Genomic DNA, 26256 nt, shown 5'->3' on the forward strand with positions numbered 1-26256 from the left:
CGACGGGCTCGGCGCGTCGCCAGGAACGCGGGGTTACGCCGTACCTGACCACGCCGTCGTCAGTCCGTCCTTCGTCGAAAGTGCACCACAGGACCAGACCACCCGCGTAATCCCCGTTGTCGTCCCAACGAACCGAACCGGACACCGCCCCGTAGCTCCGCGCCACGCAGTGCTGCCTCCATTCGGTCGACACACACCTGGCGTCGGTAGCGCGACCCGCGGGCGACCTGTGTGGTGCACCCCTGTTCGGCATCGCTTCGGCGACGAAGCGACCGGGACCATTCCGCCGGCCGGTCGAGCGAATATCACCCATAATGTGTGACGCGCGGTACCAGATGTCCGACCTAGCGTGAGCCGTATGGGCTCAGTCCTCGGTGATCTGCTTCCGTTGGCGGTGGGTGTGGCGATCTCGCCGATCCCCATCGTCGCGGCCATTCTCATGATCTTGTCGAAGAACGCGGCGGCGCGGCCAAGGGATTCGCGGCCGGGTGGGTCGGCGGCATCCTTATCGTCACTGTGGTGGTGACCCTGCTCGTTCGCACCGACTTCCTCGACGCGATGGTCTCTCGCGCCTCCTAACTCGCCCGCCAACCAAGTCTGTTGCATCCCAGAGACTGCGAACCCCTGAAATTCCGTGACAATAGGAGGCGAGCATGGCGAATCCGTCGCTGCCGGGTCGTTTGGCGCGGGTAGGTATGGACGGTGAGCTACCGGCACGTGCCGATCTTCCGCTGATCTTCGACGAACTGGACTATCAGCTGGCCTGCCAGGTCTACCTGTGGGCATTGCCGCTGGTGTCCTATGCGCAGTGGCAGACGCAGCATCGAGAGGTGTTCGGCGCCGGGGACTTCGACCTGGTGCATTACGTGTCCTATCGCGACCGCCTCGGGTTGATCACCGCGAACGGCACCACCCCCTACATCCTGAACTTCATCGATCTCGGTCACACCGGTCCGTTGGTGATCGAGGTACCGCCGGGCCACACCGCAGGAGGTTTCTCGGACTTCTGGCAGCGAGAGTTCGGCATTCTCGGTGAGATGGGGCCTGATCAAGGCCGTGGCGGCAAACATCTGATCGTTCCTCCCGGCCGCGACGATCCCGAACTCGACGGCGATTACTTCGTTCATCACGCAACGGGCCGCAACATCATGTTCGGCTTCCGGACCTTGGATCCTGACCCGGACAAGGCGCGCGGCTTGGTCGAGCAGGTGCGTATCCAACCGCTCGAAGGCACCGCCCCGCAGACCCGACTGGTGTCGCCGCAGGGGCGTCCCTGGAGCGGGGACCAGCCGCGTGGCCTCGACTATTGGGTTCGCCTGCACGACATCTATCAACGCGAGATCGTCGACGAACGCGACCGGTTCTACCTGGCCATGCTGAAGCAATTGGGGATCGAGAAGGACAAGCCGTTCGAGCCGGACGAACGGATGGCCGCGATCCTCGCCGACGCCACCGCTGCCGGAGAGCTGATGGCGCAGGCGAATACGTTCGCCAAGCGTTTCCCCCGCGCGAAGTACTGGCCCGACCGGCAGTGGGATCTGGTCGTGCAGCTCGATCATTCCGATCAGCGTGGGCCCTACTACGACCAGCTGCTCGAACGCGCCGCGTGGTTCTACGAGGCAGTCAGTTTCTCCGAAGCGATGAAGAGCCAGACCCCGGGGGTGGGTCAGGCCTATCTCGGCGCGTACACCGATGCCGAGGGAGACTGGCTCGACGGCGGCAAGTCCTACACGCTGCACATTCCCGCAGACCCGCCGGCGAAACTGTTCTGGTCGGTCACCGTGTACGACACCTGGACTCGCTGCCTCGTCGACAACGAGCAGCAGCGCGGCGATCGAGGCTCGCGCGACCCCGACCTCGTCGTGAACGACGACGGTTCGGTCGATGTGTTCTTCGGTCCGACACCGCCGACGAGCGAAACGGCCAACTGGATCCAGACGATCCCCGGCAAGCACTGGTTCTCCTACTTCCGGTTCTACGGGCCGCTGGAGCCGTATTTCGATCGCAGCTGGGAACTCGGCGACATCGTCGCGGTGACGGACCTGACCTAGCGCAGGTTCGCTTGGAACTACTCGAAAGAGGCGCTCCTGTGCGATCAACGCGGCGTTGACGTTGCGATTGAGCTACCAACACGAAGCTACTCAATGTCGGCTTGCTGGTCCTTATCGCCGTCATGCAGCTCAACAAAGGTATTCAAGGTCTCTGAAATGGACACGCCGCGATCACCGAGGAGGGTTCTTGTGGATAACGCCTTGAAAGATCTGGCCACCCAGGCATGGGTGTACGGGTTTCCGATCGTCTTCAACCTCGACCAGGTCCGTCGCTACGTGAGCACCGGGGTCGGGGCCAATCGAGCCGCCCCCCGGCTGGTCGATGCCGTACGAGCAATCGTTGTCCCCAACTACCGCCCTGAGTAACTGAACGGCCGGCGCCCTTACCCAGTATGCAGCGCAGGACTCGATCGGCAAGCCCGGTTACGCGGTGCAGAGAATCGACCTCACCATGATACGAGAACTGCGCTTCTAGCGACTGCTCCCGCCTCCCGCTGTTTGCTGTGACCCCAAGACTTTTGGGGCGTCCTCGCGTCCATGCGCTGCGGTATCTTCCATGCGATCGCCGCACCTGGTCGGCGCGCAGAGGAAGCACACACCACATGTTCAACAAGTCCTTTGCGGTCGCCGCGCTCTCGGTGAGCGCCGCTGCCGTCCTCGTGGCACCGCCCGCCGCCGCCGACCCGGTCAACTGGGGCGCCGGTTCCCTCAGCGTGTGGGGCAATGTCTACGCGTTTTCGGTCAACCACCCGACGGAAGCCGACGCCGTTCGAGCCGCCGACCGAGCGTGCAAGGGTCAAGGCATCATCGACTGCCGGATGATGGTGACGTTCGCGAACGGCTGCGGTGCAGTCGTGACGAGTCCGCTCGCGATCGTCGCAGGGTTCCCGATCGTGGGCTTCGGTAAAGGGGCGACCCCAGGGGAGGCATACGCAGACGCCACCCGAAACCTCCCCACCGGCACCGGAAGCGCCGGCTCGTTCAATGGTGACCACGCCTGCACCCGGCCTTGATCTAGTTCCCGCACGGTCCTCGGTAAAGGTCGGGCTGAACACCCCTCCTTAGCTCACGCCGTCGATGCGCACCTGAGCGAGTGAAGCCGAGGGCGGTCGGGCAACCAGCCGGACCGCCCTCAGCGCTATCACGCTGTCGGAAGGTCGAATTCAGTGGTCGGAGAGCGCGGGTCGGCGTTGCTCCCGGGTGTCCGACGCCGCGCGCGAGAGGGTGGGGGCGCACCGGTGAGGAGCGCCAGTGCGGCGCGACTTCGTGCAGGTGAGATCGAGATCCTGTGGTCGCAATGCCAGCGCACCGCCGCGACGGCATGCGGTCTCGAGATGGAACCGCAGGATCAGGGAGTCGAGTTCGGGATCGTCGCCGGATGTGGCGGCGACCTGACAGATCTCGGCGACCTGACCCCACGGGATCGCATACCGATGCGATGACCGACGCGACGGAATCGGCGACCGCCCTGCCGGATTGTCCTGTGGCCGAACCCACCCGGCTTCCTCGGCATAGCGGTAGAGACAGCGCACCGCGGACACGAAATGCTCGACCGCGCTGGTCCCGCCTCGAGACGCGCGGTTGGTGCGGGCAGTCGACTGCACCGTGTACGCAAGTTCTTCGAGTTCGTGGCGGGTGGGCTCGGTCAAAGACCGGTCCGGCCAACGCGATTCGAGCAGATCGAAATGGGTCCCGTTGGTACGCGCGGTACCCGCCGACAGACGTGCCCACACACGCGGGATCGCCTCGGCGAAGGTCGGGGCTGCTGGTGGGGTGTCGACGAGGTCGGCGGCGGTAATACCCATCTGGGCCTACAGCGACCGGGCCGCAGCCAAGGTATCCGCGGTGACAGCAGTCTGAGCAGCGCTTTGGATAGTCACAGCGATTCCTCCAGGATTCGTCGGCTCTGACTGGTCAGTCCGTCGAACACGGCCGGGGATGGATCAGAAGGCTTTTCTTCCCGACGTGCGCCACCAGCAGCACCCGGTCACCTTCGAGCAGACCGACGCGGCGACGTCTACGGACCGGAACGCGGAAGAACCCGGCGCGAGTCACCTGGACAGAGCCATCGGTCGCCTCGCGCACGAGAATCAGTCGGTCCTCAGGACACGACACCGTCAGCCGGATTCCCGGTAGCCAGCCCAGCGCCGTCAGCACCGCGCGGTCGGTGACACGGCCCGCATCACCCACGACAGCGAAGCCGTAGACGATCTCCGGGTCGGTTGTGCGGGGGATGAAACGCACACCGGCAGCGGCCCGTGGATGCGTTCCTGAAGAGGGGTCTGCGGCGGAACGACGGGCTCGATCACCGACGTTCACCGCACCCGGCACCGAGGGCGCCGAACAGGCTGAAAAGTGGCACAGCTGCCACCTGTGTTTTACGTACATGCAGGTCAGTGACATGCAAGGTGGTTCTTCTTCGTGTGCGAGTGCACTCGAACACGCTGGAGCCCCGAAAGTGGCAGGTAGGCCACAAATCTGTGCGCGAGAGGGGACTTGAACCCCTACGTCCGTGGACACCAGAACCTAAATCTGGCGCGTCTGCCAATTTCGCCACTCGCGCTTGGATGTGTACGACCGTCCAAACTCTACCGGGCGAATCGGGCTTCGCGAAGCGTTGGGGCGGCGTGGCGTACTCGTGGGTAACACGACCTGGGGTTATAACGATTCGGTAACCCTCAATGTGAGGGGCACTCATGTTTGAGAACTCGGGTAACAGGCCGGACCTGCGCGTTCAAACATGAGGCTGCGTCATGTTTCAGAAGATTCTGGTACGAGCGTGCAGAAATACCGGGGAGTAGCCCGCTACTGGGCCGGAAACGTGAGGCTTTCCTCATGATTTTGTGCGATTGTGGCTCTCAACAGGCCCGAGGGGCTGCCGGAAACGTGTGCGTGCCGTCGGTGGGCGACACGCCAGGAGAAGGAAGTCGAGCGTCTTGACGATCAACGAGAGCACCGAAATCGGCATGGGAGCGACCGCGAGCGCCAATGGTCGTGGCCAGACGAGGGGTGTCCGCGCGGCGCTGCTGGAGCAGCTGCGCAACGGGGCGGGATACGCGTTGGCGTTCGGTGGACAGGGTGCGCAGTGGCTGCGCGAGCTCGAGGAGATCGGGCGCGACAGCGCGCTGGAGCCCGAGCTGACCGCGCTGGTCAATGACGCGGCCGTGCTGATCGAGCCGGTTGCGACGCAGTTGCTGGTGGTGCGCCCCGGTGGTTTCGACCCGATGGGCTGGGTGCTCGAGAGCGAGCTCGACGAGCCGGAGGAGCCGTCCTCGGCGCCCTCGGACTCGGTGCTGCGCTCGGTGGCTGTCTCCATGCCCGGCGTACTGCTGGCCCAGCTCGCCGCGACCAGGGCATTGCGCCTGCAGGGTCTCGACCCGGCCGAGCACGCGCCCGTCGCGATCGTCGGACATTCGCAGGGGCTGTTCGCCGCCGCCGCGGTCGAAGCGGGCGGCGCGCGTGACGCGGAGCTGCTGGCCATCGCCCAGCTCGTCGGCGCCGCAGCCGGGCTCGTCGCGCGCAGGCGTGGACTGATGCCGGTGGGCGAGCGCTCGCCGATGGTCGCGGTGTCGAACGTGGATCCGGAACAGCTGCGCGCGATCGTCACCGAGGTGGCCGAAGGAGTCGACCCCGCGATCGCCGCGGTCGTGTCGATCCGCAACGGACGCAGGCGCGTCGTGCTCTCGGGTGCGCCCGCGCAGATCGATCGGGTGCGCACGCGCTGCGCGCAGCTGCACGACGAGCAGACCCGTGAGCGGGACAGCAAGGCCCGCGGTGGCGCGGTCTTCGCGCCCGTGTTCGAGGACATCTCCGTCGACGTCGCCTTCCACCACCCGGCGCTCGCCGAGACCGTCGAACTGGTCGCGGGCTGGGCCCGTCAATGCGAGATCGACGCCGACCTGGCCGCCGCCCTGACCCAGCAGGTGCTCGTTGACCCGATCGACTGGGTCGCCACCGTCGACGCCGTGGTCGACGCGGGCGCGCAGTGGATTCTCGACCTCGGCCCCGGCGACCTGCTCTCGCGGGTCACCGGCGGCTCGCTCAAGGGCACCGGCGTCGGCGTGGTCGCCGCCGCCACCCGCGCCGGTCAGCGCAGCCTGCTCACCCCGGGCGCGGCACCCGAGGCATCGACGCCGTGGTCGGCCTTCGCGCCGAAGCCGGTGCGGCTGCCCAACGGCCGCATCGTCGTCGAGACCGCGTTCACCAAGCTCACCGGGCGCTCGCCGATCCTGCTGGCCGGCATGACCCCGACCACCGTCGACGCGAAAATCGTCGCGGCCGCGGCCAACGCGGGCCACTGGGCCGAGCTGGCCGGTGGCGGACAGGTCACCGAGCAGATCTTCGCCGACCGGGTGAGCGAGCTGCGTCAGCTGCTGCAGCCCGGCCGTGCGGTGCAGTTCAACTCGCTGTTCCTCGACCCCTACCTGTGGAAGCTGCAGCTCGGCGGCAAGCGTCTGGTGCAGAAGGCACGGGCCGCGGGTGCGCCGATCGACGGCGTGATCGTCACCGCGGGTATCCCCGAACTCGACGAGGCCGTCGCGCTGATCGGTGAGCTGTCCGAGGCGGGCATCAGCCACGTCGCGTTCAAGCCGGGCACTGTCGCTCAGATCAAGGCCGTCCTGCGCATCGCCGACGCTGTCCCGGACTACCCGGTGATCATGCACATCGAAGGCGGCAAGGCGGGCGGGCACCACTCCTGGGAAGACCTCGACGACCTGCTGCTGGCGACCTACGCCCAGCTGCGCAGCCAGGCCAACGTGGTGATCTGCGTCGGCGGCGGCATCGGCACCCCCGAACGCGCCACCGACTACCTCACCGGCACCTGGTCCACCGGCCACGGTTACCCGCTGATGCCCCTCGACGGCGTGCTCGTCGGCACCGCGGCCATGGCGACCCTGGAAGCCACCACCGCCCCCGAGGTGAAGCAGCTGCTGGTCGACACCCCCGGCACCCCCGATTGGGTCGGTGCGGGCACCGCCAGCGGCGGAATGGCCTCCGGGCGAAGCCAGTTGGGCGCCGACATCCACGAGATCGACAACGCCGCCTCGCGCACCGGCCGCCTGCTCGACGAGGTAGCCGGCGACGCCGAGGCCGTGGCGAGCCGTCGCGCCGAGATCATCGCGGCGCTCGACGCCACCGCCAAGCCCTACTTCGGCGATGTCGCGACCATGACCTACCAGCAGTGGCTGGAACGCTATGTGTCCCTGGCTGTTTCGAGCGAGGTGCCGATCTCGTTCGACTGCGGCAGCGATATCGGTGACGCGATCCGCGACGCCACCCGCTCCGACTGGCTCGATATCAGCTGGCGCGACCGGTTCGCGGAGATGATGCGCCGCACCGAATCCCGGCTCAACCCGGCCGACAGCGGCGAGATCGAAACCCTGTTCGCCGACGACGAAGCCTTCGAGCACCCGGTGCAGGCGTTGTGCGAGCTGAAGAAGCAGTACCCGACCGTCGCCGAGACCGTGCTGCACCCGGCCGACGTGCCCTTCTTCGTCTCGCTGTGCAAGACCCCGGGCAAGCCGGTGAACTTCGTGCCCGTCGTCGACGCCGATGTGCGCCGCTGGTGGCGTTCGGATTCGCTGTGGCAGGCCCATGATCCGCGCTACTCGGCCGATCAGGTGTGCGTCATCCCCGGCACCGTCGCCGTCGCCGGTATCACGCGCGTGGACGAGCCGGTCGGCGAACTGCTCGACCGCTTCGAACAGGACACCGCGTACAGCCTGGTCAGGGCCGGTGTCGTCCCCGAGCCGGTGGACGCGCGTCGCGTCGCCGGTGTGGCGGCGGGAGCGATCGACACCGTGCTCGCCGCCCCCGATGTGCAGTGGGCCGGTCGCACCACCGTCAACCCGGTGCACCGCCTGGGTGACATCTCGGAGTGGACCGTCGAGCAGGGGAGCGCGGTGCATCAGAGCACCGGCGCCACCCTGACCGAAACCACCGGTCCCGAAAGCGAATTCAGCTACGTGGAGCTGACGGTGCCGCTGGCCCGCGACTTCGTGCGGATCCGCATCACCGTGCCCGCGAGCGTGTATTCCGGTGGCGCGCCGGTGATCACCGACGCCGACGCCGAAACCGCGATGTCGGCACTGCTCGGCGTCGCCGCCGGGAAGTCGTTGCCCGAGGTGAAAGCCGGTGTGGCACACCTCAACCTGGCGTGGATGCCGGACCTGATCGCAGACCACGCCGGCGTCACCGGCTCGGGCCTGCCCGACACCCTCAGCACCCTCGGCCGCACCGCCCCCGATGTGCTCGTCGGCGCCTGCTGGCCCGCGGTGTTCGCGGTGCTCGGCGCGGCGCGTACCCCGGTCGGCGGCTCGGTCATCGAGGGCATGCTCGACCTGGTCCACCTGGATCACCAGATCGAACTGCTGAACGAATTGCCCTCGGAGACGAGCATTCTCGTCGTTCGGGCCGAAGGCGGCGCGGTGGTCGACACCGACATGGGCCGCGTGGTCGAGGTCGTGGTGAACATCGGCCTGATCCTGGACCAGGGACTCGACGCCACCCCGCTGGCCCGCCTCGTCGAACGCTTCGCCATCCGCGGCCGCAACGGCGCCGGCGAGCTCACCGATCCGCCGCGCGGGGCCGGTGCGGTGTCCGACACCGCCACCGACACCCCGCGCCGCCGTCGTCGCGACGTGCAGATGGCCGCCCCGCGCGCCATGCACGCCTTCGCCGCGGTCTCCGGTGACCACAACCCGATCCACACCTCCGACGCCGCCGCCAAGCTGGCCGGCCTCGGCAGCCCGATCGTGCACGGCATGTGGCTCTCGGCCGCAGCCCAGCACGCGGTGGTCGCGGTGGATCCCGAAAGCTCCGTTCCCGCACGCACTCTCACGGCATGGACCACCCGGTTCCTCGGCATGGTGCGCCCCGGCGCGACCGTGGACGTGCGGGTGGAGCGGATCGCGGTGGACGCGGGCGCCGAGATCGTCGAGGTCTCCTGCCGCGTCGACGGTGACCTGGTCATGACCGCGACCGGGCGCACCGCCGCCCCGAAGACCGTGTACGCCTTCCCGGGCCAGGGCATCCAGCGCAAGGGGATGGGCCTGGACGCGCTGACCCGCTCGAAGGCGGCCAAGCGGGTGTGGGAGCGTGCCGACGCACACACCCGTGACGCCCTCGGTTTCTCGATCCTGGCGGTGGTGCGCGACAACCCGACCTATCTCAAGGCGCGCGGTGTCGAACACCGGCACCCGGACGGCGTACTGCACCTGACCCAGTTCACCCAGGTCGCTATGGCCACCCTCGGTGTCGCCCAGGTCGCCGAGCTGCGGGAAGCGGGCGCGTTCGTCGAAGGCGCGATGCTGGCCGGCCACTCGGTCGGTGAGTACAACGCCCTCGCCGCCGTCGCCGGGGTGCTGCCGCTGGAGGCCGTGCTCGAGGTCGTGTTCCAGCGTGGCTCGGCCATGCACGAACTGGTGCCGCGTGATGCGCAGGGCCGCAGTGACTACCGGATGGCCGCCATCCGCCCGTCGCAGATCGGACTGCCCGACCCCGAGGTGATCGACTTCGTCAACGGGATCGGCGCGGCGACCGGTGAATTCCTCGAGGTGGTGAACCTGAACCTGCGCGGCTCCCAGTACGCCATCGCGGGCACGGTCGCCGGGCTCGAGGCACTCGAAACCGAAATCGACCGCCGCCGTGCCGAATTCGGCGGCAAGCGGGCCTTCATCCTGGTGCCCGGCATCGACGTGCCGTTCCACTCCTCGGTGCTGCGCGACGGTGTGCCGGAGTTCCGGCACAAGCTCGAGCAGCTGCTGCCCGCCGAGGTGCACCCGGAGGTTCTGGTCGGACGCTACATTCCGAACCTGGTGCCCCGCCCGTTCTCCCTGGACCGCGCCTTCCTCACCGAGATCGCCGAACTCGTGCCGTCGGAGCCCCTCGTGGCCGTGCTGGCCGACTTCGACAGCTGGGCCACGCGCGATGCCGAGCTGTGCCGCGTGGTGCTGATCGAGCTGCTGGCCTGGCAGTTCGCCAGCCCGGTGCGCTGGATCGAAACCCAGGACCTGCTGTTCACCGACACCGCGCACGGTGGTCTGGGCGTCGAGCGTTTCGTCGAGATCGGCCTCGGCGCCACCCCGACCGTGGCGAACCTGGCCTCGCAGACGCTGAAGCTGCCCGCCTTCGGTGGGGCGACCGTGGAGGTCGTCAACGTCGAACGTGACGCGGCGGTCGTCTACTCCACCGACACCGATCCGGCCCCGGTCGACGACATCGACGAGACCCCGGTCGAAGCCGCGGCCGCGCCGACCGCGGCGGCCCCCGTCGCCGTCGCCGCTCCGGTGGCGACCGGCGGCCCGCGCCCCGACGACCTCGCTTTCAGCGCCGCCGACGCCACCCGTGTGCTCATCGCGCTGTGGACGAAGCTGCGGATGGACCAGATCGGCCCGGTCGACACCATCGAAGGCCTCTGCGACGGTGTCTCCTCGCGGCGCAACCAGCTGCTCGTCGACCTCGGCGCCGAACTGTCCCTCGGTGCCATCGACGGCGCCGCCGACGCCGACATGGGCGCACTGGCCGCCACGGTCGAACGTCTGGCCCGCACCTACAAGCCCTTCGGCACCGTGCTCACCGACTCCATCGGCGACCATCTGCGCAAGGTCTTCGGCCCCTCGGGCAAGCGGCCCGCCGCCATCGCCGACCGGGTCAAGAAGGTCTGGGAACTCGGCGACGGCTGGGCGAGCCACGTCACCGCGGAGGTCTCGCTCGGCACCCGCGAAGGCGCCAGTGTGCGCGGCGGCGACCTCGGCGGCCTCGCCGGTGGCGCGCTCAGTGATGCCGCTTCGGTCGACGCGGCCATCGACGCGGCCGTGCAGGCCGTGGCAGCGCGGCGCGGTGTCGCGGTCTCGATGCCCTCGTCGGGTGGCGCGGCAGGCGGCACCGTCGACGCGGCGGCGCTCGGCGAGTTCACCGAGCAGATCACCGGACGCGACGGCGTGCTCGCCACCGCGGCGCGGGTGGTGCTCGAACAGCTCGGCCTCAGCGAGAAGATCAGTGCCCCCGAGGCGACTCCCGACACCCTCGCGGACCTCGTCTCGGCCGAATTGGGTTCGGACTGGCCGCGTCTGGTCGCGCCCGCGTTCGACGCCCGCAAGGCCGTTCTCATCGACGACCGGTGGGCCACCGCCCGCGAGGACCTCGCGAAGATGTGGCTCGGCGACGACGCCACCACCGCCGAACAGTCGATCGACGGATTCGCCGGCGCCGGTGAAGCTGTTGCCGCCCAGGCGAACTGGTGGCGGCAGCGGGCCATGCACGAGGCCCGTTCGGTGCTGGCCGGGGTGTACGCGCAGATCGCGAAGACCGCGCTCGACACCACCGAGCCCGGTCTGTGGTCCGACGACCTCGCCGTGATCACCGGCGCCAGCAAGGGTTCCATCGCGGCAGCGGTCACCGGCAAGCTCCTGTCCGGCGGCGCGACCGTAGTGGTCACCACGTCGGGTCTCAACGACGAGCGGCTGAGGTTCTACCGCTCGCTCTACCGCGACAACGCCCGCCACGGTGCGGCGCTGTGGGTGGTCCCGGCCAACATGGCCTCCTACCAGGACCTCGACGCGCTGATCGAATGGGTCGGCACCGAACAGGTCGACAACGCGGGCGGCGCCAAGGTCAAGGTCAAGGACGCGATGACCCCGACGATGCTGCTGCCGTTCGCGGCGCCGCGCGTCGCCGGAGACCTCGCCGACGCGGGCGCCCGCGCCGAAATGGAAATGCGCGTGCTGCTGTGGTCGGTGGAACGGCTGATCGGCGGCCTGTCCGCCCTCGGCGCCGACCACGACGTCGACGCGAAACTGCATGTGGTGCTGCCGGGTTCGCCCAACCGTGGCCTCTTCGGCGGCGACGGCGCGTACGGCGAATCCAAGGCGGCGCTCGACGCGGTGGTCTTGAAGTGGAAGGCCGAGAAGTCCTGGGCCGAACGCGTCACCCTGGTGCACGCGCTGATCGGCTGGGTGCGCGGCACCGGGCTGATGGGCCACAACGACCCCATGGTCGAAGCCGTCGAAAAGGCGGGCGTGCAGACCTGGTCGACCGCCGAGATGGCCGACGAACTGCTCAAGTGGTGCACCTCGCGCGCTCGTCAGGTCACGATCACCGGCCCGCAGCAGATCGACCTCACCGGTGGTCTGGCGCGCGCCAAGCTCGACCTGCCCGCGCTCGCCAAGCAGGCGCAGGAGGCCGCGGCCGAGAAGATCGAAGAAGCCGCCACCGCCGCGACCATCGCCGCACTGCCCGCACCGCCGACCCTGAGTTCGGCACTGCCGGTGCCGGAGTGGGCCCCGGTCACCGCGGAGCTGAGCGAGATGGTCGTCATCGTCGGCGCCGGTGAGCTCGGCCCGTACGGCTCCTCGCGCACCCGCTTCGAGATGGAGGTCGAAGACAAGCTGTCGGCCGCCGGCGTGCTCGAGCTGGCCTGGACCACCGGTCTGATCCGCTGGGAGAACGAACCCAAGCCCGGCTGGTACGACACCGAATCCGGCGACTTCGTGCCGGAATCCGAGGTCGCAGAGCGCTACCACGACACCGTGGTCGAACGCTGCGGTGTGCGCCGCTACGAAGACGACGGCGCCATGCTCGACAACGCCGCCCCGCTGCTCACCTCGGTGTTCCTCGATCAGGACCTGTCGTTCACCGTCGCGGGTGAGGCGGAGGCACGTGCCTTCCACACCGCCGATCCCGAACACACCGTCATCGCGCCGGTCGCCGATTCCAGCGACTGGACCGTGACTCGTCAGGCCGGCACCGAGATCCGGGTGCCGCGCAAGGCCAAGCTGTCCCGCGTGGTCGGCGGCCAGATCCCGACCGGCTGGGATCCCACCATCTGGGGCGTCTCGGCCGACATGGCCGCCTCGATCGACCGGGTCGCGCTGTGGAACATCGTCTGCACCGTCGACGCGTTCGTCGGCGCGGGCTTCAGCCCCGACGAGCTGATGAGCTGGGTGCACCCGAGCCTGGTGGCCAACACCCAGGGCACCGGCATGGGCGGCATGTCCTCGATGCGCTCGCTCTACGTCGACAACCTGCTCGGCGAACCGCGCCCGAACGACATCCTGCAAGAAGCGCTGCCCAACGTCGCCCTGGCGCACGTGGTGCAGTCCTACGTCGGCAGCTACGGCGCCATGGTGCACCCGGTCGCGGCGTGCGCCACGGCGGCGGTATCGGTCGAAGAGGGCGTCGACAAGATCCGGCTCGGCAAGGCCGAGGTCGTGGTCGCCGGTGGCTTCGACGACCTGGGTATCGAAGGCATCGTCGGGTTCGGCGACATGTCGGCCACCGCCGACTCGGCGAGCATGCGCGCCAAGGGAATCAGCGACCGCTACTTCTCCCGCGCCAACGATCGTCGTCGCGGCGGGTTCGTGGAATCGCAGGGTGGCGGCACCGTGCTGCTGGCCCGCGGTGACGTGGCCGTGCAGATGGGTCTGCCGGTGCTCGGCGTCGTCGCCTTCGCCCAGTCCTTCGCCGATGGCGTGCACACCTCCATCCCGGCGCCGGGTCTCGGCGCGCTGGGTGCGGGGCGAGGCGGGCGCGAGTCGCGACTGGCGGCCGAACTGCGCAAGCTCGGCGTGACCCCCGACGACATCGCGGTGATCTCCAAGCACGACACCTCCACCGCGGCCAACGACCCCAACGAGTCGGAGCTGCACGAGCGGCTCGCGGGCGCGCTGGGTCGCACCGACGGCGCACCGCTGTTCGTGGTCTCGCAGAAGAGTCTCACCGGTCACGCCAAGGGCGGCGCGGCGGCATTCCAGCTCATCGGCCTGTGCCAGGTACTGGAAAACGGTGTGGTGCCGCCGAACCGGAGCCTGGACTGCGTCGACGAGAAGATGGCGGGCTACCCGCACCTGGTGTGGGCGCGTGAGCCGCTGCGCTTCGGCGAGAAGTTCGCGCTGAAGGCGGGTCTGGTGACCTCGCTCGGCTTCGGTCACGTGTCCGGTCTGCTCGCGGTGGTGCATCCGCAGGCGTTCCTGGCCGCGATCGAACCGGCCGCGCGGGCGGAGTACCAGGAGCGGGCGCAGACGCGTCAGCTCGCGGGCAGGCAGCGGTTCGCCGAGGCCATGTGCGGCGGCTCGGCACTGTACGAGAAGCCGGCCGATCGTCGCCTCGGCGCCGACGGCACGCCGGCCAAGCAGATCCGTCAGCTCGAGGCCGACATGCTGCTCTCGCCGCAGGCACGCCTGGACAGCGACGGCGTCTACAGCGCGAGCGGATGGGGTTGCGGCACCGGGCAAATCGCCCCGCAGCCGACCGAAGCGTCGTAGGCTGCCGCTTCGTGACGATTCTCGGTATCGGCTTGGACTTGGTGACCATCTCCGAGTTCGCCGAACAGCTGCAACGGCCCGGGTCGACCATGCTCAGGGAGACATTCACCGCTGGTGAACGTCGCTACTGCCAGAGCAAGCAAACCGACCCGGCCCGCAGCTTCGCCGCACGCTGGGCCGCGAAGGAGGCGGTGCTCAAAGCCTGGGCATCGTCTCGCTTCGCCCGCAGCCCACAGATCGGCGACAATCCGTATCCGCTCATCGAAGTCGTCAACGACGCGTGGGGCAGGCCCAGCATCAAACTCCACGGCCTCGCCGCGGAATTCCTGCCCCGCGTCCGAGTGCACCTCTCGCTGACCCACGACGGCGATACCGCCGCGGCGATGGTGGTGCTGGAAGACCCGGGCGAACTGGCCGATCTGATCGACGGCCGGGGCTAGAAATCGCGAACCGCTACTTCTCTTCGGCGGTTCGCGATTCTTTTTCCGCCACGAGGAGATACGCGACCATGAGTCGCTTGAGTTCGGCGACGGCGTCGGTATTCGACTGATCTTCCTGCACCGAGAAATTCAGCATCGAATACACGACGTGCACCAGCACTTCGGCCATCATCGTGCGCCGGGCGCGCGGCGTGCGCGGTGTCAGCGGCCGCAGCATCTGGGAGACGACGGCGGCGAATTCCTTTTCGTGCAGCGCGCCCGTCGCCCGGGTGGACGGAGTCGACTGCATCGCCAGCCACACTTCGCGCCGTGACGGGTCGGTGGTCCACAGGTTCGCCATGTGGTCGACGAACTGGTTCATGTGCCGCAACCAGTCCAGCGAGGGCACTTCACCGTGGAAGTCGGCCAGCTCACGGGAAACCGCAACCAGGTCTTGCCGATTGAGCTCGCAGACGATCACGTACTTGTTGGCGAAGAACTGGTACAGCGTGCCGATGGGCACCTCGGCGCGCTGGGCGACCTCTTCACAGGTGAACGACTCGAAACCCACCTCGACCAACAACTCGCGCGAGGACGCCAGCAGCGCGTCGAATTTGCGCTTGCTGCGCTCCTGCGTCGGCCGCTTGCGCGGCATCAACTCCTGGGGGTCGTCCTGCAATTCCAGCGCAGGGTCCGGACGGCTCTGCGGTGACCGGGCCTGCGCGTGTACTTCCACCCATCCAGGCTAGCGGTATACACAGATCCGCGACACGCCTCTACCGACAGCGTGTCAACAACTGGCCGAAATCCCGACCCATCCATGCCCTGACCGGTGACGAATCATCAGATAAGTGTGCGTCTATCTGCACGCTTATTCGCGGCTAGCCAGCTCACGCCGCACCAGACCTACCGCGAAGTGACGGACCCCGTGTGGTCCCGTCCCGCACCGTTTCGCACAGGGGAAGGCAAGACTTGTGGCAGCAGGATCTGTGGTAACCCTCGGCGTCAGCACCGAACGGGGAGCCGTGCACGCGGTGGCGTTCGCCGAATCGGGCGTCACCCTCACGGATCGGATGCTGCTGCGGCGCACCGTCCGTGCCAACGGCGACGGTAAGGCCGAAGTGGCGGCAGCGGTACACACCGCCCTCGACGCGATCGCGGCCGAGCTCGATGACGAGCACGAGATCGCCGGGGTGGCAGTGAGTTACCGCGACGCCGTCGAACGGCGCGCGATCGTGACCCGCCTCGCGGAGACGGAATGGCGCACGGCCTCGCTGGTCTCGGCGAAATCGTCGCATCTGTTCGTCGCCGGCGCGATGACCTGGCTCGACGAGTTCGACAATCTGCTCGTCTACGAGGCAGTGCCCGGCTATCAGGCGATGACACTGATCGACCAGGGCCGCCACCGCGTGCTCGCCGCCTACTCGCAGACCGGCGCGCCCACACCCGACGCATTGCGCGCCGGTGTGTCGGCGGCGTGGGATCAGTTCGAGGCGGCGTCGGTGAAGCCGGGCGCGGTGGTGCTGGTCGGTTCGTCGTCGGAGGCACCCGCGGTGCGCGACGCGGTCGCCGGGTTCGGGGTGCCGGTGCTGCCGTGCCGGTTGGCGCCGTTCGCGCCCGCCGCCGGTGCCGCGCTGGTCGCGCTCGGCGACACGGTCGTCGTGCCGATCTCGACCGGGTCGCGGTCCAAGCGTGGGACGGCGATGGTCGCCGCGGCGGCGAGTGTGCTCGCGGGCGGGCTCGTTGCGGGTGGTTCGTACGCGGTGATCAACAGCGGGCCGCCCGCGGTCGACAACACCGCCGTGTCGTCGGAGCCCGGCGTCGCGTCGGCGCCGGTCATTCCGCAAGCCCCCCAGACACACGAGGCCGCCTCGGTCGAGTCCGGGTCGAGCGGCGGTGTGGGTTCCGGTAGCGGGTTGCAGGTGAGCCCGGCGGAAGAATCGCCTACCTCGCCGTACGAAACGGTGTCGCCGAATCCGCAACTGGTGAACCCGGGCGAGTTCCCGCTCGACTACCCGACCCAGCTGTACGGGGATGCGCCACAGGAAGACCCGCTCCCGCTCGAACCCGCTGTTCCCGTGGTTCCGCAGATTCCCGCCGCCGCGCCGACCCTGCCGGGCACCGGCATTCCGCTCGGGATGCAGCCCGCGCAGGCGCCCGTGCCGGAGGGCCCGCGCACGGCGTCCGCCGACTGATCGTCTCCACCACGAAGGGGCAGCGCACGCGCTGCCCCTTCGTCGTTTCAGACGCTGGTCTGTCGACGGAACAGTGCCCCCGCCGCGATGTACCCGACGAGCCCGATCCCCGCACACCACAGCACCGCGAGTACCCAGCTGTTGCCGATCGGCGTGCCCATCAACAACCCGCGCAGCGTCTCGATCACCGGCGTCACCGGCTGATTCTCGGCGTACCAGTGCAGCCACGTCGGCATCGACGAGGTCGGCACGAACGCTGAACTCACATAGGGCAGGAACATGAACACGAAGGTGAAGCCGTTGGCCGCCTCCGGGTTCGGGGCGAGCAGGCCCAACGCGGCCGCCAACCACGACAGCGCGAACACGAACATCGCCAGCACGCCGAAGACACCCAGCCAGCGCAGTGGATCGGTGGTCGGGCGGAAACCGAGTACCACCGCCACGACGATCACGATCGCGGAGGTGATCAGATTGCGGATCACACTCTCGGCGACGTGCCCGGTGAGCACCGCCGACCGGGCGATGGCCATGGTGCGGAACCGGTCGATGATGCCCTCGGCCACGTCGGTGGACAGTGCGAGCGCCGTGGTGGATGCCCCGAAACTCGCGCACAGCAGGATGATTCCGGGTACCACGTAGTCGATGTAGGCGCCGGGGCCCACGTCCATGGCGCCACCGAAGACGAACACGAACATCAGCAGGATCATCACCGGCAGCACGACCGTCATGATCATGGTGTCGGGGCTGCGCAGGGTGTGGCGGATATTGCGGTCCAGCATCGTGGCCGAATCCTGCAGTGTGCGCGTGGCGTTCATGCCGCGACCTCCGTTCGTCCGGGCTGACCGGTCAACGCGAAGAACACGTCGTCGAGGTCGGGGGTGTGGACAGTGAGCTGCTCGATCGCGATATCGAGTTCGGCGAACCGGTCGAGTAGCCGCTTGATCTCCACGGCGCTGCCGTCCGACGGCACCTGCAGGGTCAGCTGTTCGGGATCGGGGTGGGCGCCGGACGCGGTGTCGAGGGCGTGTGTCGCGGCGGTCAGCAGTGCCCGGTCGGCGAAGCGGAACCGGATGTGCCCGCCCGGCACGAGGCGCTTGAGTTCCGCCGGGGTGCCGTCGGCGACGATCCGGCCGTGGTCGAGTACGGCGATCCGGTCGGCGAGCTGGTCGGCCTCTTCCAGGTACTGGGTGGTGAGCAGGATGGTTGTCCCCTCGGCCGCCAATTCCCTGATGGCGGACCACAGATCGCGTCGGCTCCGTGGGTCGAGGCCGGTCGTTGGCTCGTCGAGGAAGACCATGCGCGGCTCACCCATCAGGCTCATCGCGAGGTCGAGCCTGCGCCGCATGCCACCCGAGTAGGAGGCGACCGGCTTGTCGGCGGCGTCGACCAGGTCGAAGCGTTCCAGGAGTGCCTCGCCACGGCGTCGGGTCTCGTCCTTGCCGAGGTGCAGCAACCTGCCGGTGAGGCGCAGGTTCTCGGCGCCGGTGAGTACCCCGTCGACGGCGGCGTACTGACCGGTGACGCCGATCAGGCGCCGGATCGTATCGGGGGCTTGCGCCAGATCGTGTTCGAAGAGCCTGATGTCGCCGCGATCGGGCCTGCTGAGCGTGGCCAGGATGCGGACCAGTGTGGTCTTGCCCGCGCCGTTGGGTCCGAGCAGGGCGAAGACGGTGCCCGCGGTGATGTCCAGGTCGAGGTCGTCCAGGACGACGTGGGAGCCGTAGGTCTTGTGCAATCGGCGGATCGAGAGTGCGGGTGGTGGTGCGGATGTCATGAGTTCTCTCCGATCGAGAAACTGTTTATGCAATAAACATAGTTTATAGGCTAAACAGTTCTTGAGCGCAAGAGTGAGCGGGTTAGAGTCGAGGCGAGCAGAGGAGGCAGATGACGACGTCCGGCGACATGGCGCTACCGAGAGCGGTCGAGCTGATGTGGGGGCGCGAGCAACCCGGCGGCAGGGGGCCCAAACGCGGGCTCACCCTGGATCAGATCCTCGACGCCGCGACCGAAGTGGCCGATGCGGAGGGTTTCGCGGCGCTGTCGATGAATCGGGTCGCCAAGCAGCTCGGCTTCACCGCTATGTCGCTGTACCGGTACGTCGACAGCAAGAACACGCTGGTCGACCTGCTGATGGACCGCGTTGTCGGCACCCCGCCCGAGATCGCCGCGGGGACACCGTGGCGAGTGGGTCTCGAGCAGTGGGCGCTGGCCGAGTTCGAGCGCCTCAGCCGTCACCTGTGGTGGTTGGACATCCCGCTGAGTCGGCCGCCGATGGGGCCGAACAACATGGCCTGGCTCGAATCCGCGTTGCAGATACTCGCCGAGGCGGCCGTGCCGGAGCCGGTCAAGCTCCAGCTGGTGATGAATGTGTCGATGTTCGTGGTCGGCAAACGCCGGTTCCTCCGGGATCTCCAGGAGGAAGAGGGCGGCGACTTCGCCTCGGTGATGGCCAGGGTGCTCGACCCGCAGCGCTTTCCCTCGGTGTCGGCCGCCCTCTCCAACGCCGCGTTCGACGATGACGATATCGACTGGGAGAGAGCCGATTTCGAATTCGGCCTCGCCCGTTTGCTCGACGGTTACGAGGTCTTCATCGCCACCTTCGACGACTAGACCGACAGATCGCGGCGCAACTTCGCGACGTGCCCGGTGGCGCGGACGTTGTACTGGGCCACCTCGATCTTGCCCTTCTCATCGACCACGAACGTCGAGCGGATCACGCCCGTCACGGTCTTGCCGTACATCATCTTCTCGCCGAACGCGCCCCATTCTTTGAGCACCTCGCGCTCGGGGTCGGAGAGCAGCGGGAAGGTCAAGCCCTCGTTGTCGCGGAACTTGGCCAGCTTGGCGGGCTTGTCGGGCGAGATGCCGAGCACCTCGAGGCCCGCGCCGCCCAGCTCGGCCAGATTGTCGCGGAAGTCGCAGGCCTGCTTGGTGCAGCCGGGTGTGCTGGCGGCGGGGTAGAAGTAGACGATCACCTTGCGGCCGCGGTAATCCGACAGCGACACGTCCTTGCCGTCGGCGTCGGGCAGCGTGAATTCGGGGGCGGTGTCTCCGGGGGAGAGGCGATGGTTGTCGGTCACCACCGCACGGTAACCGACGGGGTCCGCGAGGCGCATGGATAGACTCGGTGACGAGCAGCAGACATATACCTGGAGGTGACGGTGGCCAAGGACGACACCGACCGGATCGAACGCGAGATCGAGATCGCGCGTACCCGGTTGGCGACCACGCTCGACGAACTGGCGGTGCGCGCGGATCCGCAACGGATCGCGGAAGACACCAAGACGATGGTGGTCGCCAAGTTGAACGAGCCGAAGGTCAAATACACGCTGATCGGAGCGGGCGCCCTCGTGGCCGGCCTGGTTCTGATCAAGATCTTCCGCCGCTGAATCAGCCGGCCGGACAACAAAAAACACCCGATGTGCCAACGAGTCACATCGGGTGTTTTTATGTCTTTACTGCGTGGGGCAGGCCAGGCCGTCGCCATCGGGATCGAGGTGCGGCGAGTAGCCCGGCTCGCCACGGAACAGTGGCGCGCGGCCCGCGGCCATCGCGTCGTCGCAGCTGCGGAACGCGCCACCGGCCGAACCGGACTGGACCAGGCTGGCCGAGCCGGTCGCTCCGAGGATGGAGTCGAAGCTGGACGAACCGGTGCCCGCCGAGCCCGATACCGGGTCGGCATGGGAGACGGGAGCGGCGATCAGGGCGAGCCCTACGGCGGCAAGGCTGACGGTGAGCCGACGAACGTTCATGAATTCCTCTATGTCTGCTGCGGTTCGGGTGTGGTCACGGCCACGAAGTGGCCGGTAGCCCCGTCCACCTTTGTGACGGGGCGACCGATTGTCAACCGCACGCGACCCGAGGATTCGCCGGGAGTCGCGGTCGGTTATTCGCCCAGTCTGCGTCCGGTCAGGTGTTCGGCCGGGATGGTGCCCATGCGGCCCGCGTTGAAATCCTCCATCGCCTCGATGATTTCCTGGCGAGTGTTCATCACGAACGGCCCGTATTGAATCACCGGTTCGCGCAACGGAGTTCCGCCGAGCAGCAGTACCTCGAGGTCGCCGGTGGTGCTGTGCTGGGTGAGGTCGGCGGCCAGGGTGATGGCGTCGCCCTTGCCGAAGACCACCAGCTGCCCGGCGCTGATCGGCCTGCGATCGACGCCGACCGTGCCGCTGCCCGACAGCACATAGGCCATCGCGGTGAAGTCCTTGGGCCACGGTGTCTCCAGTTGGGCGCCGGGGACGAGCGAGGCGTGCGCGTAGGCGATCGGGGTGTAGGTGGAACCGGGGCCGGAGAAACCGGCGAACTCACCCGCGATCACGCGCACGAGCGCGCCGCCGTCGTGCGAGCTCACCAGGGTCAGCTCGCTCGCGCGCAGATCCTGGTAGCGCGGGGTGGCGAATTTGTTCGCTCGCGGCAGGTTCACCCACAGCTGGATTCCGTGGAACGTGCCGCCGGAGATGACGAGCTTCTCCTCGGGCAGTTCGTCGTGCAGCATGCCGGAGCCCGCGGTCATCCACTGTGTGTCGCCCTCGCCGATGACACCGCCGCCACCTTGGGAATCGTGGTGGACCATGGTGCCGTCGAGCATGTAGGTGACGGTCTCGAAGCCGCGGTGCGGGTGCCACGGCGCGCCCTTGGCCGCGTACGGCTCGTAGGCGACCGGGCCCATCTGGTCGAGCAGGATGAACGGGTCGGCCGAGCGCAGGTCGACGCTGGGGAACGGTCGGGTCACCTCGAATCCGGCGCCCTCCTGCTGGCGGGCGGCGGTGACGATCTGGCGAACCGGTCGCTGGGTCTCGGTGACATCGGGGCGGGGCAGCCGGGGCAGCACCATGATGTCGTCGACGGTGATAGCTGGCATGGGGTGCCTCCTGGGAGCTTCGAAAGTCACTTGGTTTCCATGTCAACCAACTGCGGCCTAGAATCATTCCCGTGCCCAGATGGTTGTCCGAAGAAGAGCAGCAGACATGGCAGTCCTACATCCTCATGCGTCAGCGACTCGACGCCGTTCTGGCCGCGGGCCTGGGCGAACACGGACTGTCGATGGCCGACTACGAGCTGCTGGTGCCGCTGTCGGCGGCACCCGACGGATGCCTGCGGGCCAAGGACTTGGCCCGCCGGGTGTGCTGGGACAAGTCCCGGTTGTCCAAGCAGCTGGCTCGGATGGCCGCGCGCGGACTCGTCGATCGAGTGCCCGCCGAGGACGACGCGCGCGGAATCGTCGTGTCGCTGACCGAGGCCGGACGCACGGTGTTGCGCGAGGCCGCGCCCGAGCACGTCGAATTGGTGCGGGAGTTGTTCGTCGACCGGATGACCGACGCGGAGAGCACCGCGATCCGCTCGCTGGCGGGGAAGGTGATCGCGGCGAGCGAGGCCCGAAGCGATTCGGCCGGTTAACGATTCAGGCCGGCGACCCGATGCGTAGTGGACGGGGCTCGAACTTCGCACGCAGGGGTGGTGGCATGAAGGCAGCCGGATTCATCGTTTCAGTGGGCATGCTGTGTGCGGTGTCGGTCGCGGGATGCTCGACAGAAGACGGCACCGCGCAACCGGAGACGACGACTGTTCGAGGTGGCTCGTGGGGTTCGGGTGTGCCCGCCACCGAACTGCCCGGCGCGGGTGGTCCGACGACCGCGCCGGTTCAGCCGCCGGTGATCACCGTCGATCCGACGACGCCGGGCCCTCGCCCGACCGGTCAGGGCGCACCGAGCAGCGTGCCCGGCACCACCGCGCCACGGCCACCGGTCGCGACCGATGTCGTCTCGCTGGTCGCCGTCGACGCCGCGGGTCAGCCGGCCAACGGTTTCACCTCGGCCGACCCCACGCCGGTCGGCGTCCTCGACTGCTCCCACATGTCGCCGAGCCGCTCGGCCACCACCGCGGGCATCTACGAATGCGGTGCGTCCGCCGACTCGGCCAACGTGTGCTGGGCGGCTCCAGGCAGGGCCTCTCTGCTGTGTGCGAACGATCCGTGGCAGCGCGGACTGCGCCTGTATACGGTCGACCCGCCGGTCGCCGATATCGGCAGAACCGCATCGCCCGAGCCATGGGCGCTCGAACTCGCCGACGGCCGCCACTGCCGCATCCGCGTCGGCGGCGCCTGGGGCGGCCGCGCCGACGGCCTGGTCGGCGCCTACTCCTGTGACGGCGGCAACGACGTCGTCCTCCAGCCGTCCACCGCCCGCACCGCCATCGACACCTCGACCAGCACCTGGCTGGTCAAGATCGGGCCACTGGGATCCGGTGCACCCGACTTCCCCGCTCCCGCGATTGTCGCCGTTCGCACCGCCTATTTCGCCGCGGTGAGCTGAGGCGGCTGCGTGGCTGTCCTCGATGCCGAGCCGGTCCTGGCGTGGCGGTACGTTGAGATATGCCCATCGCCTCGCTCAACGGCATCCAGCTCAGCTACGACGTCACCGGTTCGGGACCGCTTGTCCTGCTCGTGATGGGTAGTGGGAGTCCTGGACGTGTCTGGCGCACCTATCAGGTGCCTGCCCTGGTCAAGGCGGGGTTCACCGTCGCCACTGTCGACAATCGGGGGATCGCGCCGTCGTCGGAGTCCGCTTCGGGGATCACCATGGCGCAGCTGGTCGGTGATACCGCCGCGCTGATCGAGCACCTCGGGGCTCCGGCGCACGTGGTCGGCACCTCGATGGGGTCGCGGATCGTCGCCGAACTCGCGCTGGCTCGGCCGGAGTTGCTGCGCCGGGCGGTGATGTTCGCCGCTACCGCGCGTCCGCATCCGGTGACGAGCACCCTCAGCAAGGGCGAGCAGGCATTGTTCGACAAGGGGATTCAGCTGCCGCCGGAGTACGCGGCCGCCGTCAAGGCGATGATCAATCTGTCGCCGCACACCCTGGCCGATCCGGCCAAGGCGCAGGAGTGGCTCGACATCTTCGAATTCACCACGGGGAAGGGAACTCCCGGTACTCGGGCGCAAGCGGGAATGGATCGGTCGCAGGACCGGCGGCAGGCCTATCGGGGGATCTCGGTGCCCAGCTTGGTGGTCGGGTTCGCCGATGATCAGATGGTGCCGCCGCGGTTCTGCCGGGAGGTCGCCGAGGCGATCCCGACGGCCACCTATACCGAGATCGAACGGTGTGGGCACTACGGATATCTGGAGCGGCCCGACGAGGTCAACCGCATCCTGATCGAATTCCTCTCCGCTGCTCGATAATTCACCACTCACAAGGATCTTCGATGACCGACTCGCCGAACTGCCCGGCCTGTGACGACCGGTTCACCTATCGGGAGATGAACGGAACGTGGGTGTGTACCAACTGCGCCAATCAGTGGGGACTGAGCCTGGTTCCGGATCTCGACGACGCCTGAGCGTCGGTCAGCTCGTCGTCAGTGCTGACGCGGCGGCCGCGGCGATCGCGGTGGCGACGGCGGCGAGGGCAGGGGAGTGTAGCTTCCACTGCTGCCAGTACAGCGGGACATCGATGTGGGAATCACCGTCGATGTTGACCAAAGTTCCTGCGGTGCGGTCTTTCTCGGTCTGCAGGTCGGGCAGCATGCCCCAGCCGAGGCCGAGCCGCACCGCATCGGCGAACGCACTCGACGACGGCACGTAATGACCCGGCGGATCGACCTGGCGGCGGGTACGTCGGCGGAGCTGGCGGAACTGGAGATCGTCTTTGCGATCGAAGTGCACGACAGGCGCGTGGGTATACGCGGCCGAGGTCGGGCCGTCGGGGAACCAGGTGCGGACGAACCGCGGTGTCGCCGTGGGGCGGTAGCGCATCGCACCCAGCGGGGTCACCGTGCAGCCCTGCACCGGTGTCGCGGTGGCGGTGATCGCGGCGGTCACCGTGCCGTCGCGCAGCAACCGGGTGGTGTGTTCCTCGTCTTCGCGGTGCAGGTCGAAGGTGATCCCGGCGGGCACGCGCGCGAGCGCGGGCATCACCCACGATTCGAGGGAGTCGGCGTTGACGGCGATCGGGATGCGGATCGGCCGGTCGGCGGGGCGGTCGGCATCGCCGAGTTCGCGCGCGGTGTCGCCCGCGAGCAACTCCACCTGCCGGGCCAGGCGCAGCACCGCGAGCCCGGATTCGGTGGGGCGCACCGGTTTCGAGCGTTGCACCAGCACGCGTCCCGCCGATTCCTCCAATGCCTTGATCCGCTGGCTGATGGCCGACGGGGTGAGGTTGAGCCGCCGCGCGGCCGCGTCGAACGTGCCCTCGGTGAGGACGGCGTTGAGGGCGCGCAACTGGTCCAGCTGGAGATCCACCTAAGTAACTCTAATGGTTGTGAAGAATCATTAGCTGGACTGAAAATTGACGGACTCTTAACGTCGAGAGCTGTGACGGCATCATCGGCGGCGTTGGCCGCCCTCTCCGGATTGGGCTTCGGGCTCTCGCTCATCGTGGCCATCGGCGCGCAGAACGCGTTCGTGCTGCGCCAGGGGGTGCGTGGACAGCACGTGTTGCCGGTGATCGCGGTGTGCGCCGTGTCCGACATCGTGTTGATCGGCGCGGGCGTGGCCGGGTTCGGGACGGTCGTCGAGTCGTTTCCGGTGGTGTTGACCGTGGCCCGGTACGCGGGGGCGGCCTTTCTGGTCGGCTACGCGCTGCTGGCGGCCCGGCGCGCGCTCGGTTCGTCGACGCTGATCGCCGAAGCGGCGGGCGCCTCGGTGGCCGTGGGCGCGTCCGTGCTCACGTGCCTGGCGCTGACCTGGCTCAATCCGCACGTGTATCTCGACACGCTGGTCCTGCTCGGCTCCTTCGCCAGCACCTACGCGACGCCCGACCGCTGGTTCCTGGCCGCGGGGGCCATGCTCGCCAGCGTCCTGTGGTTCGGCGCCCTCGGCTACGGTGCTCGCCGGCTCGGTCCGCTCTTCGCGCGCCCGAGCGCGTGGCGGGTCCTGGATTCGCTGATCGCCGTGGTCATGCTCGCGCTGGCCGTCGGGCTGCTGCTCGCCTGAGGGGCGGCGCTAGGACTCCCACGGCTTCACCGGGGGCTTGACCCACAGCAGCTTCTCGTCGGCGTGGGTGCGCACCGCGGCGGCGTGCTCGGGGTTGCGGGCCGCCCAGGCGTCCTTCTGGTCGAGGAGGTCGGCGACCACCTGCCAGGTCTCGCCGGTGCTCGGCGGGTTGGTGTCGGCGGCCCGGGCCAGCTTGCGCAGGGTGGTCGCGGGCAGGGCGAGCAGTTCGGCGCTGCGGATATCGCGTGACCAGACGTAGGCGGCCATGCGGCGGGCCTTGGCGACGCGGCTGGCGGTGGCCGCGTCGGAATGCGCGTGATCGGGTGCCTGATCGGCGCTGTCTGGCACGACGGTGATTCTACGACGAAACGCCCGCGCTCCGGTCGGCGATGACCGGGG

General features: G+C 68.2%; 23 protein-coding genes, 1 tRNA gene and 1 pseudogene. 14 read left to right on the top strand and 11 right to left on the bottom strand.

From position 1 onward, the window contains the following. Positions 1 to 358: 358 nt before the first annotated feature. The 4 genes and pseudogenes from ACFVJ5_RS31595 to ACFVJ5_RS31610 all read left to right on the top strand — a co-directional run. A pseudogene (locus ACFVJ5_RS31595) lies at positions 359 to 534 on the top strand (GAP family protein); the annotation flags it as partial. Between the two features lie 119 nt (positions 535 to 653). Beyond that, positions 654 to 2051, top strand: coding sequence for a DUF1254 domain-containing protein (locus ACFVJ5_RS31600; protein ID WP_379225820.1), 1398 nt, complete (start codon positions 654 to 656; stop codon positions 2049 to 2051). Positions 2052 to 2240: 189 nt separating this feature from the next. Then, the gene (locus tag ACFVJ5_RS31605) at positions 2241 to 2417 is read left to right on the top strand and encodes a hypothetical protein (protein WP_379226039.1); all 177 of its coding nucleotides are present in this window, start codon (positions 2241 to 2243) and stop codon (positions 2415 to 2417) included. Between the two features lie 236 nt (positions 2418 to 2653). Then, on the top strand, positions 2654 to 3064 hold the full coding sequence (locus ACFVJ5_RS31610; RefSeq protein WP_379225822.1) for a DUF4189 domain-containing protein: 411 nt from the start codon (positions 2654 to 2656) through the stop codon (positions 3062 to 3064). A 150-nt stretch (positions 3065 to 3214) separates the two neighbouring features. Here ACFVJ5_RS31610 and ACFVJ5_RS31615 read toward each other — a convergent pair whose 3' ends face one another. From ACFVJ5_RS31615 to ACFVJ5_RS31625, 3 genes are all read right to left on the bottom strand, one after another. After that, positions 3215 to 3856 carry a hypothetical protein gene (locus ACFVJ5_RS31615; RefSeq protein WP_379225824.1) on the bottom strand — a complete coding sequence of 214 codons (642 nt, stop codon included), beginning with the start codon at positions 3854 to 3856 and terminating at the stop codon, positions 3215 to 3217. 109 nt (positions 3857 to 3965) lie between these two features. Next, positions 3966 to 4295, bottom strand: coding sequence for a hypothetical protein (locus ACFVJ5_RS31620; protein WP_379225826.1), 330 nt, complete (start codon positions 4293 to 4295; stop codon positions 3966 to 3968). A 237-nt stretch (positions 4296 to 4532) separates the two neighbouring features. Beyond that, positions 4533 to 4614, bottom strand: a tRNA-Leu gene (locus ACFVJ5_RS31625). A gap of 373 nt (positions 4615 to 4987) precedes the next feature. Here ACFVJ5_RS31625 and ACFVJ5_RS31630 point away from each other — a divergent pair. Then, a complete protein-coding gene (locus ACFVJ5_RS31630; RefSeq protein ID WP_379225828.1) occupies positions 4988 to 14314 on the top strand; it encodes a fatty acid synthase subunit beta domain-containing protein in 9327 nt (3108 codons plus the stop codon). A gap of 11 nt (positions 14315 to 14325) precedes the next feature. After that, positions 14326 to 14754, top strand: coding sequence for a holo-ACP synthase (locus ACFVJ5_RS31635; protein ID WP_378629835.1), 429 nt, complete (start codon positions 14326 to 14328; stop codon positions 14752 to 14754). A 13-nt stretch (positions 14755 to 14767) separates the two neighbouring features. Here the strand turns inward: ACFVJ5_RS31635 and ACFVJ5_RS31640 are convergent, their stop codons facing one another. Further along, positions 14768 to 15388, bottom strand: coding sequence for a TetR/AcrR family transcriptional regulator (locus tag ACFVJ5_RS31640; protein ID WP_082844012.1), 621 nt, complete (start codon positions 15386 to 15388; stop codon positions 14768 to 14770). Between the two features lie 319 nt (positions 15389 to 15707). Here ACFVJ5_RS31640 and ACFVJ5_RS31645 point away from each other — a divergent pair, with 319 nt between their 5' ends. Continuing rightward, positions 15708 to 16928 (top strand): hypothetical protein, encoded by a 1221-nt coding sequence (locus tag ACFVJ5_RS31645; protein WP_379225830.1) that lies wholly within the window; start codon positions 15708 to 15710, stop codon positions 16926 to 16928. A gap of 47 nt (positions 16929 to 16975) precedes the next feature. Here ACFVJ5_RS31645 and ACFVJ5_RS31650 read toward each other — a convergent pair whose 3' ends face one another. Both ACFVJ5_RS31650 and ACFVJ5_RS31655 read right to left on the bottom strand, forming a co-directional pair. Next, on the bottom strand, positions 16976 to 17743 hold the full coding sequence (locus ACFVJ5_RS31650) for an ABC transporter permease (RefSeq protein WP_379225832.1): 768 nt from the start codon (positions 17741 to 17743) through the stop codon (positions 16976 to 16978). Next, a complete protein-coding gene (locus tag ACFVJ5_RS31655) occupies positions 17740 to 18702 on the bottom strand; it encodes an ATP-binding cassette domain-containing protein (RefSeq protein WP_379225834.1) in 963 nt (320 codons plus the stop codon). Before ACFVJ5_RS31655 ends, ACFVJ5_RS31650 begins: the two co-directional genes overlap by 4 nt. A 110-nt stretch (positions 18703 to 18812) precedes the next feature. Between ACFVJ5_RS31655 and ACFVJ5_RS31660 the strand changes: the two genes are divergently transcribed. After that, complete coding sequence (locus tag ACFVJ5_RS31660) at positions 18813 to 19538, top strand: TetR/AcrR family transcriptional regulator (protein WP_379225836.1); 726 nt, start codon at positions 18813 to 18815, stop codon at positions 19536 to 19538. Here ACFVJ5_RS31660 and bcp read toward each other — a convergent pair. Further along, positions 19535 to 20008 (bottom strand): thioredoxin-dependent thiol peroxidase, encoded by a 474-nt coding sequence (bcp, locus tag ACFVJ5_RS31665; protein ID WP_379225838.1) that lies wholly within the window; start codon positions 20006 to 20008, stop codon positions 19535 to 19537. The genes ACFVJ5_RS31660 and bcp overlap by 4 nt on opposite strands. A gap of 75 nt (positions 20009 to 20083) precedes the next feature. Between bcp and ACFVJ5_RS31670 the strand changes: the two genes are divergently transcribed. Then, the gene (locus ACFVJ5_RS31670; protein ID WP_378629848.1) at positions 20084 to 20317 is read left to right on the top strand and encodes a DUF3618 domain-containing protein; all 234 of its coding nucleotides are present in this window, start codon (positions 20084 to 20086) and stop codon (positions 20315 to 20317) included. Between the two features lie 66 nt (positions 20318 to 20383). On the opposite strand, the gene ACFVJ5_RS31675 is transcribed toward ACFVJ5_RS31670, so the two are convergent. Both ACFVJ5_RS31675 and ACFVJ5_RS31680 read right to left on the bottom strand, forming a co-directional pair. After that, positions 20384 to 20680: an excalibur calcium-binding domain-containing protein gene (locus ACFVJ5_RS31675; protein WP_379225840.1), complete on the bottom strand. Its 297-nt coding sequence runs from the start codon at positions 20678 to 20680 to the stop codon at positions 20384 to 20386. Between the two features lie 134 nt (positions 20681 to 20814). Then, positions 20815 to 21792 carry a pirin family protein gene (locus tag ACFVJ5_RS31680; protein WP_379225842.1) on the bottom strand — a complete coding sequence of 326 codons (978 nt, stop codon included), beginning with the start codon at positions 21790 to 21792 and terminating at the stop codon, positions 20815 to 20817. 71 nt (positions 21793 to 21863) lie between these two features. Between ACFVJ5_RS31680 and ACFVJ5_RS31685 the strand changes: the two genes are divergently transcribed. The 4 genes from ACFVJ5_RS31685 to ACFVJ5_RS31700 all read left to right on the top strand — a co-directional run bounded on the left by ACFVJ5_RS31685 (position 21864) and on the right by ACFVJ5_RS31700 (position 24263). After that, positions 21864 to 22328, top strand: a complete 465-nt coding sequence (locus ACFVJ5_RS31685) for a MarR family winged helix-turn-helix transcriptional regulator (protein WP_379225844.1) — start codon at positions 21864 to 21866, stop codon at positions 22326 to 22328. Positions 22329 to 22393: 65 nt separating this feature from the next. Beyond that, the gene (locus tag ACFVJ5_RS31690) at positions 22394 to 23242 is read left to right on the top strand and encodes a hypothetical protein (protein ID WP_379225846.1); all 849 of its coding nucleotides are present in this window, start codon (positions 22394 to 22396) and stop codon (positions 23240 to 23242) included. A gap of 59 nt (positions 23243 to 23301) precedes the next feature. Next, positions 23302 to 24108: an alpha/beta fold hydrolase gene (locus ACFVJ5_RS31695; RefSeq protein ID WP_379225848.1), complete on the top strand. Its 807-nt coding sequence runs from the start codon at positions 23302 to 23304 to the stop codon at positions 24106 to 24108. 23 nt (positions 24109 to 24131) lie between these two features. Next, positions 24132 to 24263: a hypothetical protein gene (locus tag ACFVJ5_RS31700; RefSeq protein ID WP_379225849.1), complete on the top strand. Its 132-nt coding sequence runs from the start codon at positions 24132 to 24134 to the stop codon at positions 24261 to 24263. 7 nt (positions 24264 to 24270) lie between these two features. On the opposite strand, the gene ACFVJ5_RS31705 is transcribed toward ACFVJ5_RS31700, so the two are convergent. Further along, positions 24271 to 25164, bottom strand: coding sequence for a LysR family transcriptional regulator ArgP (locus tag ACFVJ5_RS31705; RefSeq protein ID WP_379225851.1), 894 nt, complete (start codon positions 25162 to 25164; stop codon positions 24271 to 24273). A 72-nt stretch (positions 25165 to 25236) separates the two neighbouring features. Here ACFVJ5_RS31705 and ACFVJ5_RS31710 point away from each other — a divergent pair, with 72 nt between their 5' ends. Continuing rightward, positions 25237 to 25857 carry a LysE/ArgO family amino acid transporter gene (locus ACFVJ5_RS31710; protein WP_379225853.1) on the top strand — a complete coding sequence of 207 codons (621 nt, stop codon included), beginning with the start codon at positions 25237 to 25239 and terminating at the stop codon, positions 25855 to 25857. Positions 25858 to 25866: 9 nt separating this feature from the next. On the opposite strand, the gene ACFVJ5_RS31715 is transcribed toward ACFVJ5_RS31710, so the two are convergent. After that, positions 25867 to 26205, bottom strand: coding sequence for a hypothetical protein (locus ACFVJ5_RS31715; protein ID WP_379225855.1), 339 nt, complete (start codon positions 26203 to 26205; stop codon positions 25867 to 25869). Positions 26206 to 26256: the final 51 nt, after the last annotated feature.

Origin of the sequence: Nocardia sp. NPDC127606, assembly GCF_042671725.1 — a bacterium.
In the GTDB taxonomy this organism is placed as follows: domain Bacteria; phylum Actinomycetota; class Actinomycetes; order Mycobacteriales; family Mycobacteriaceae; genus Nocardia.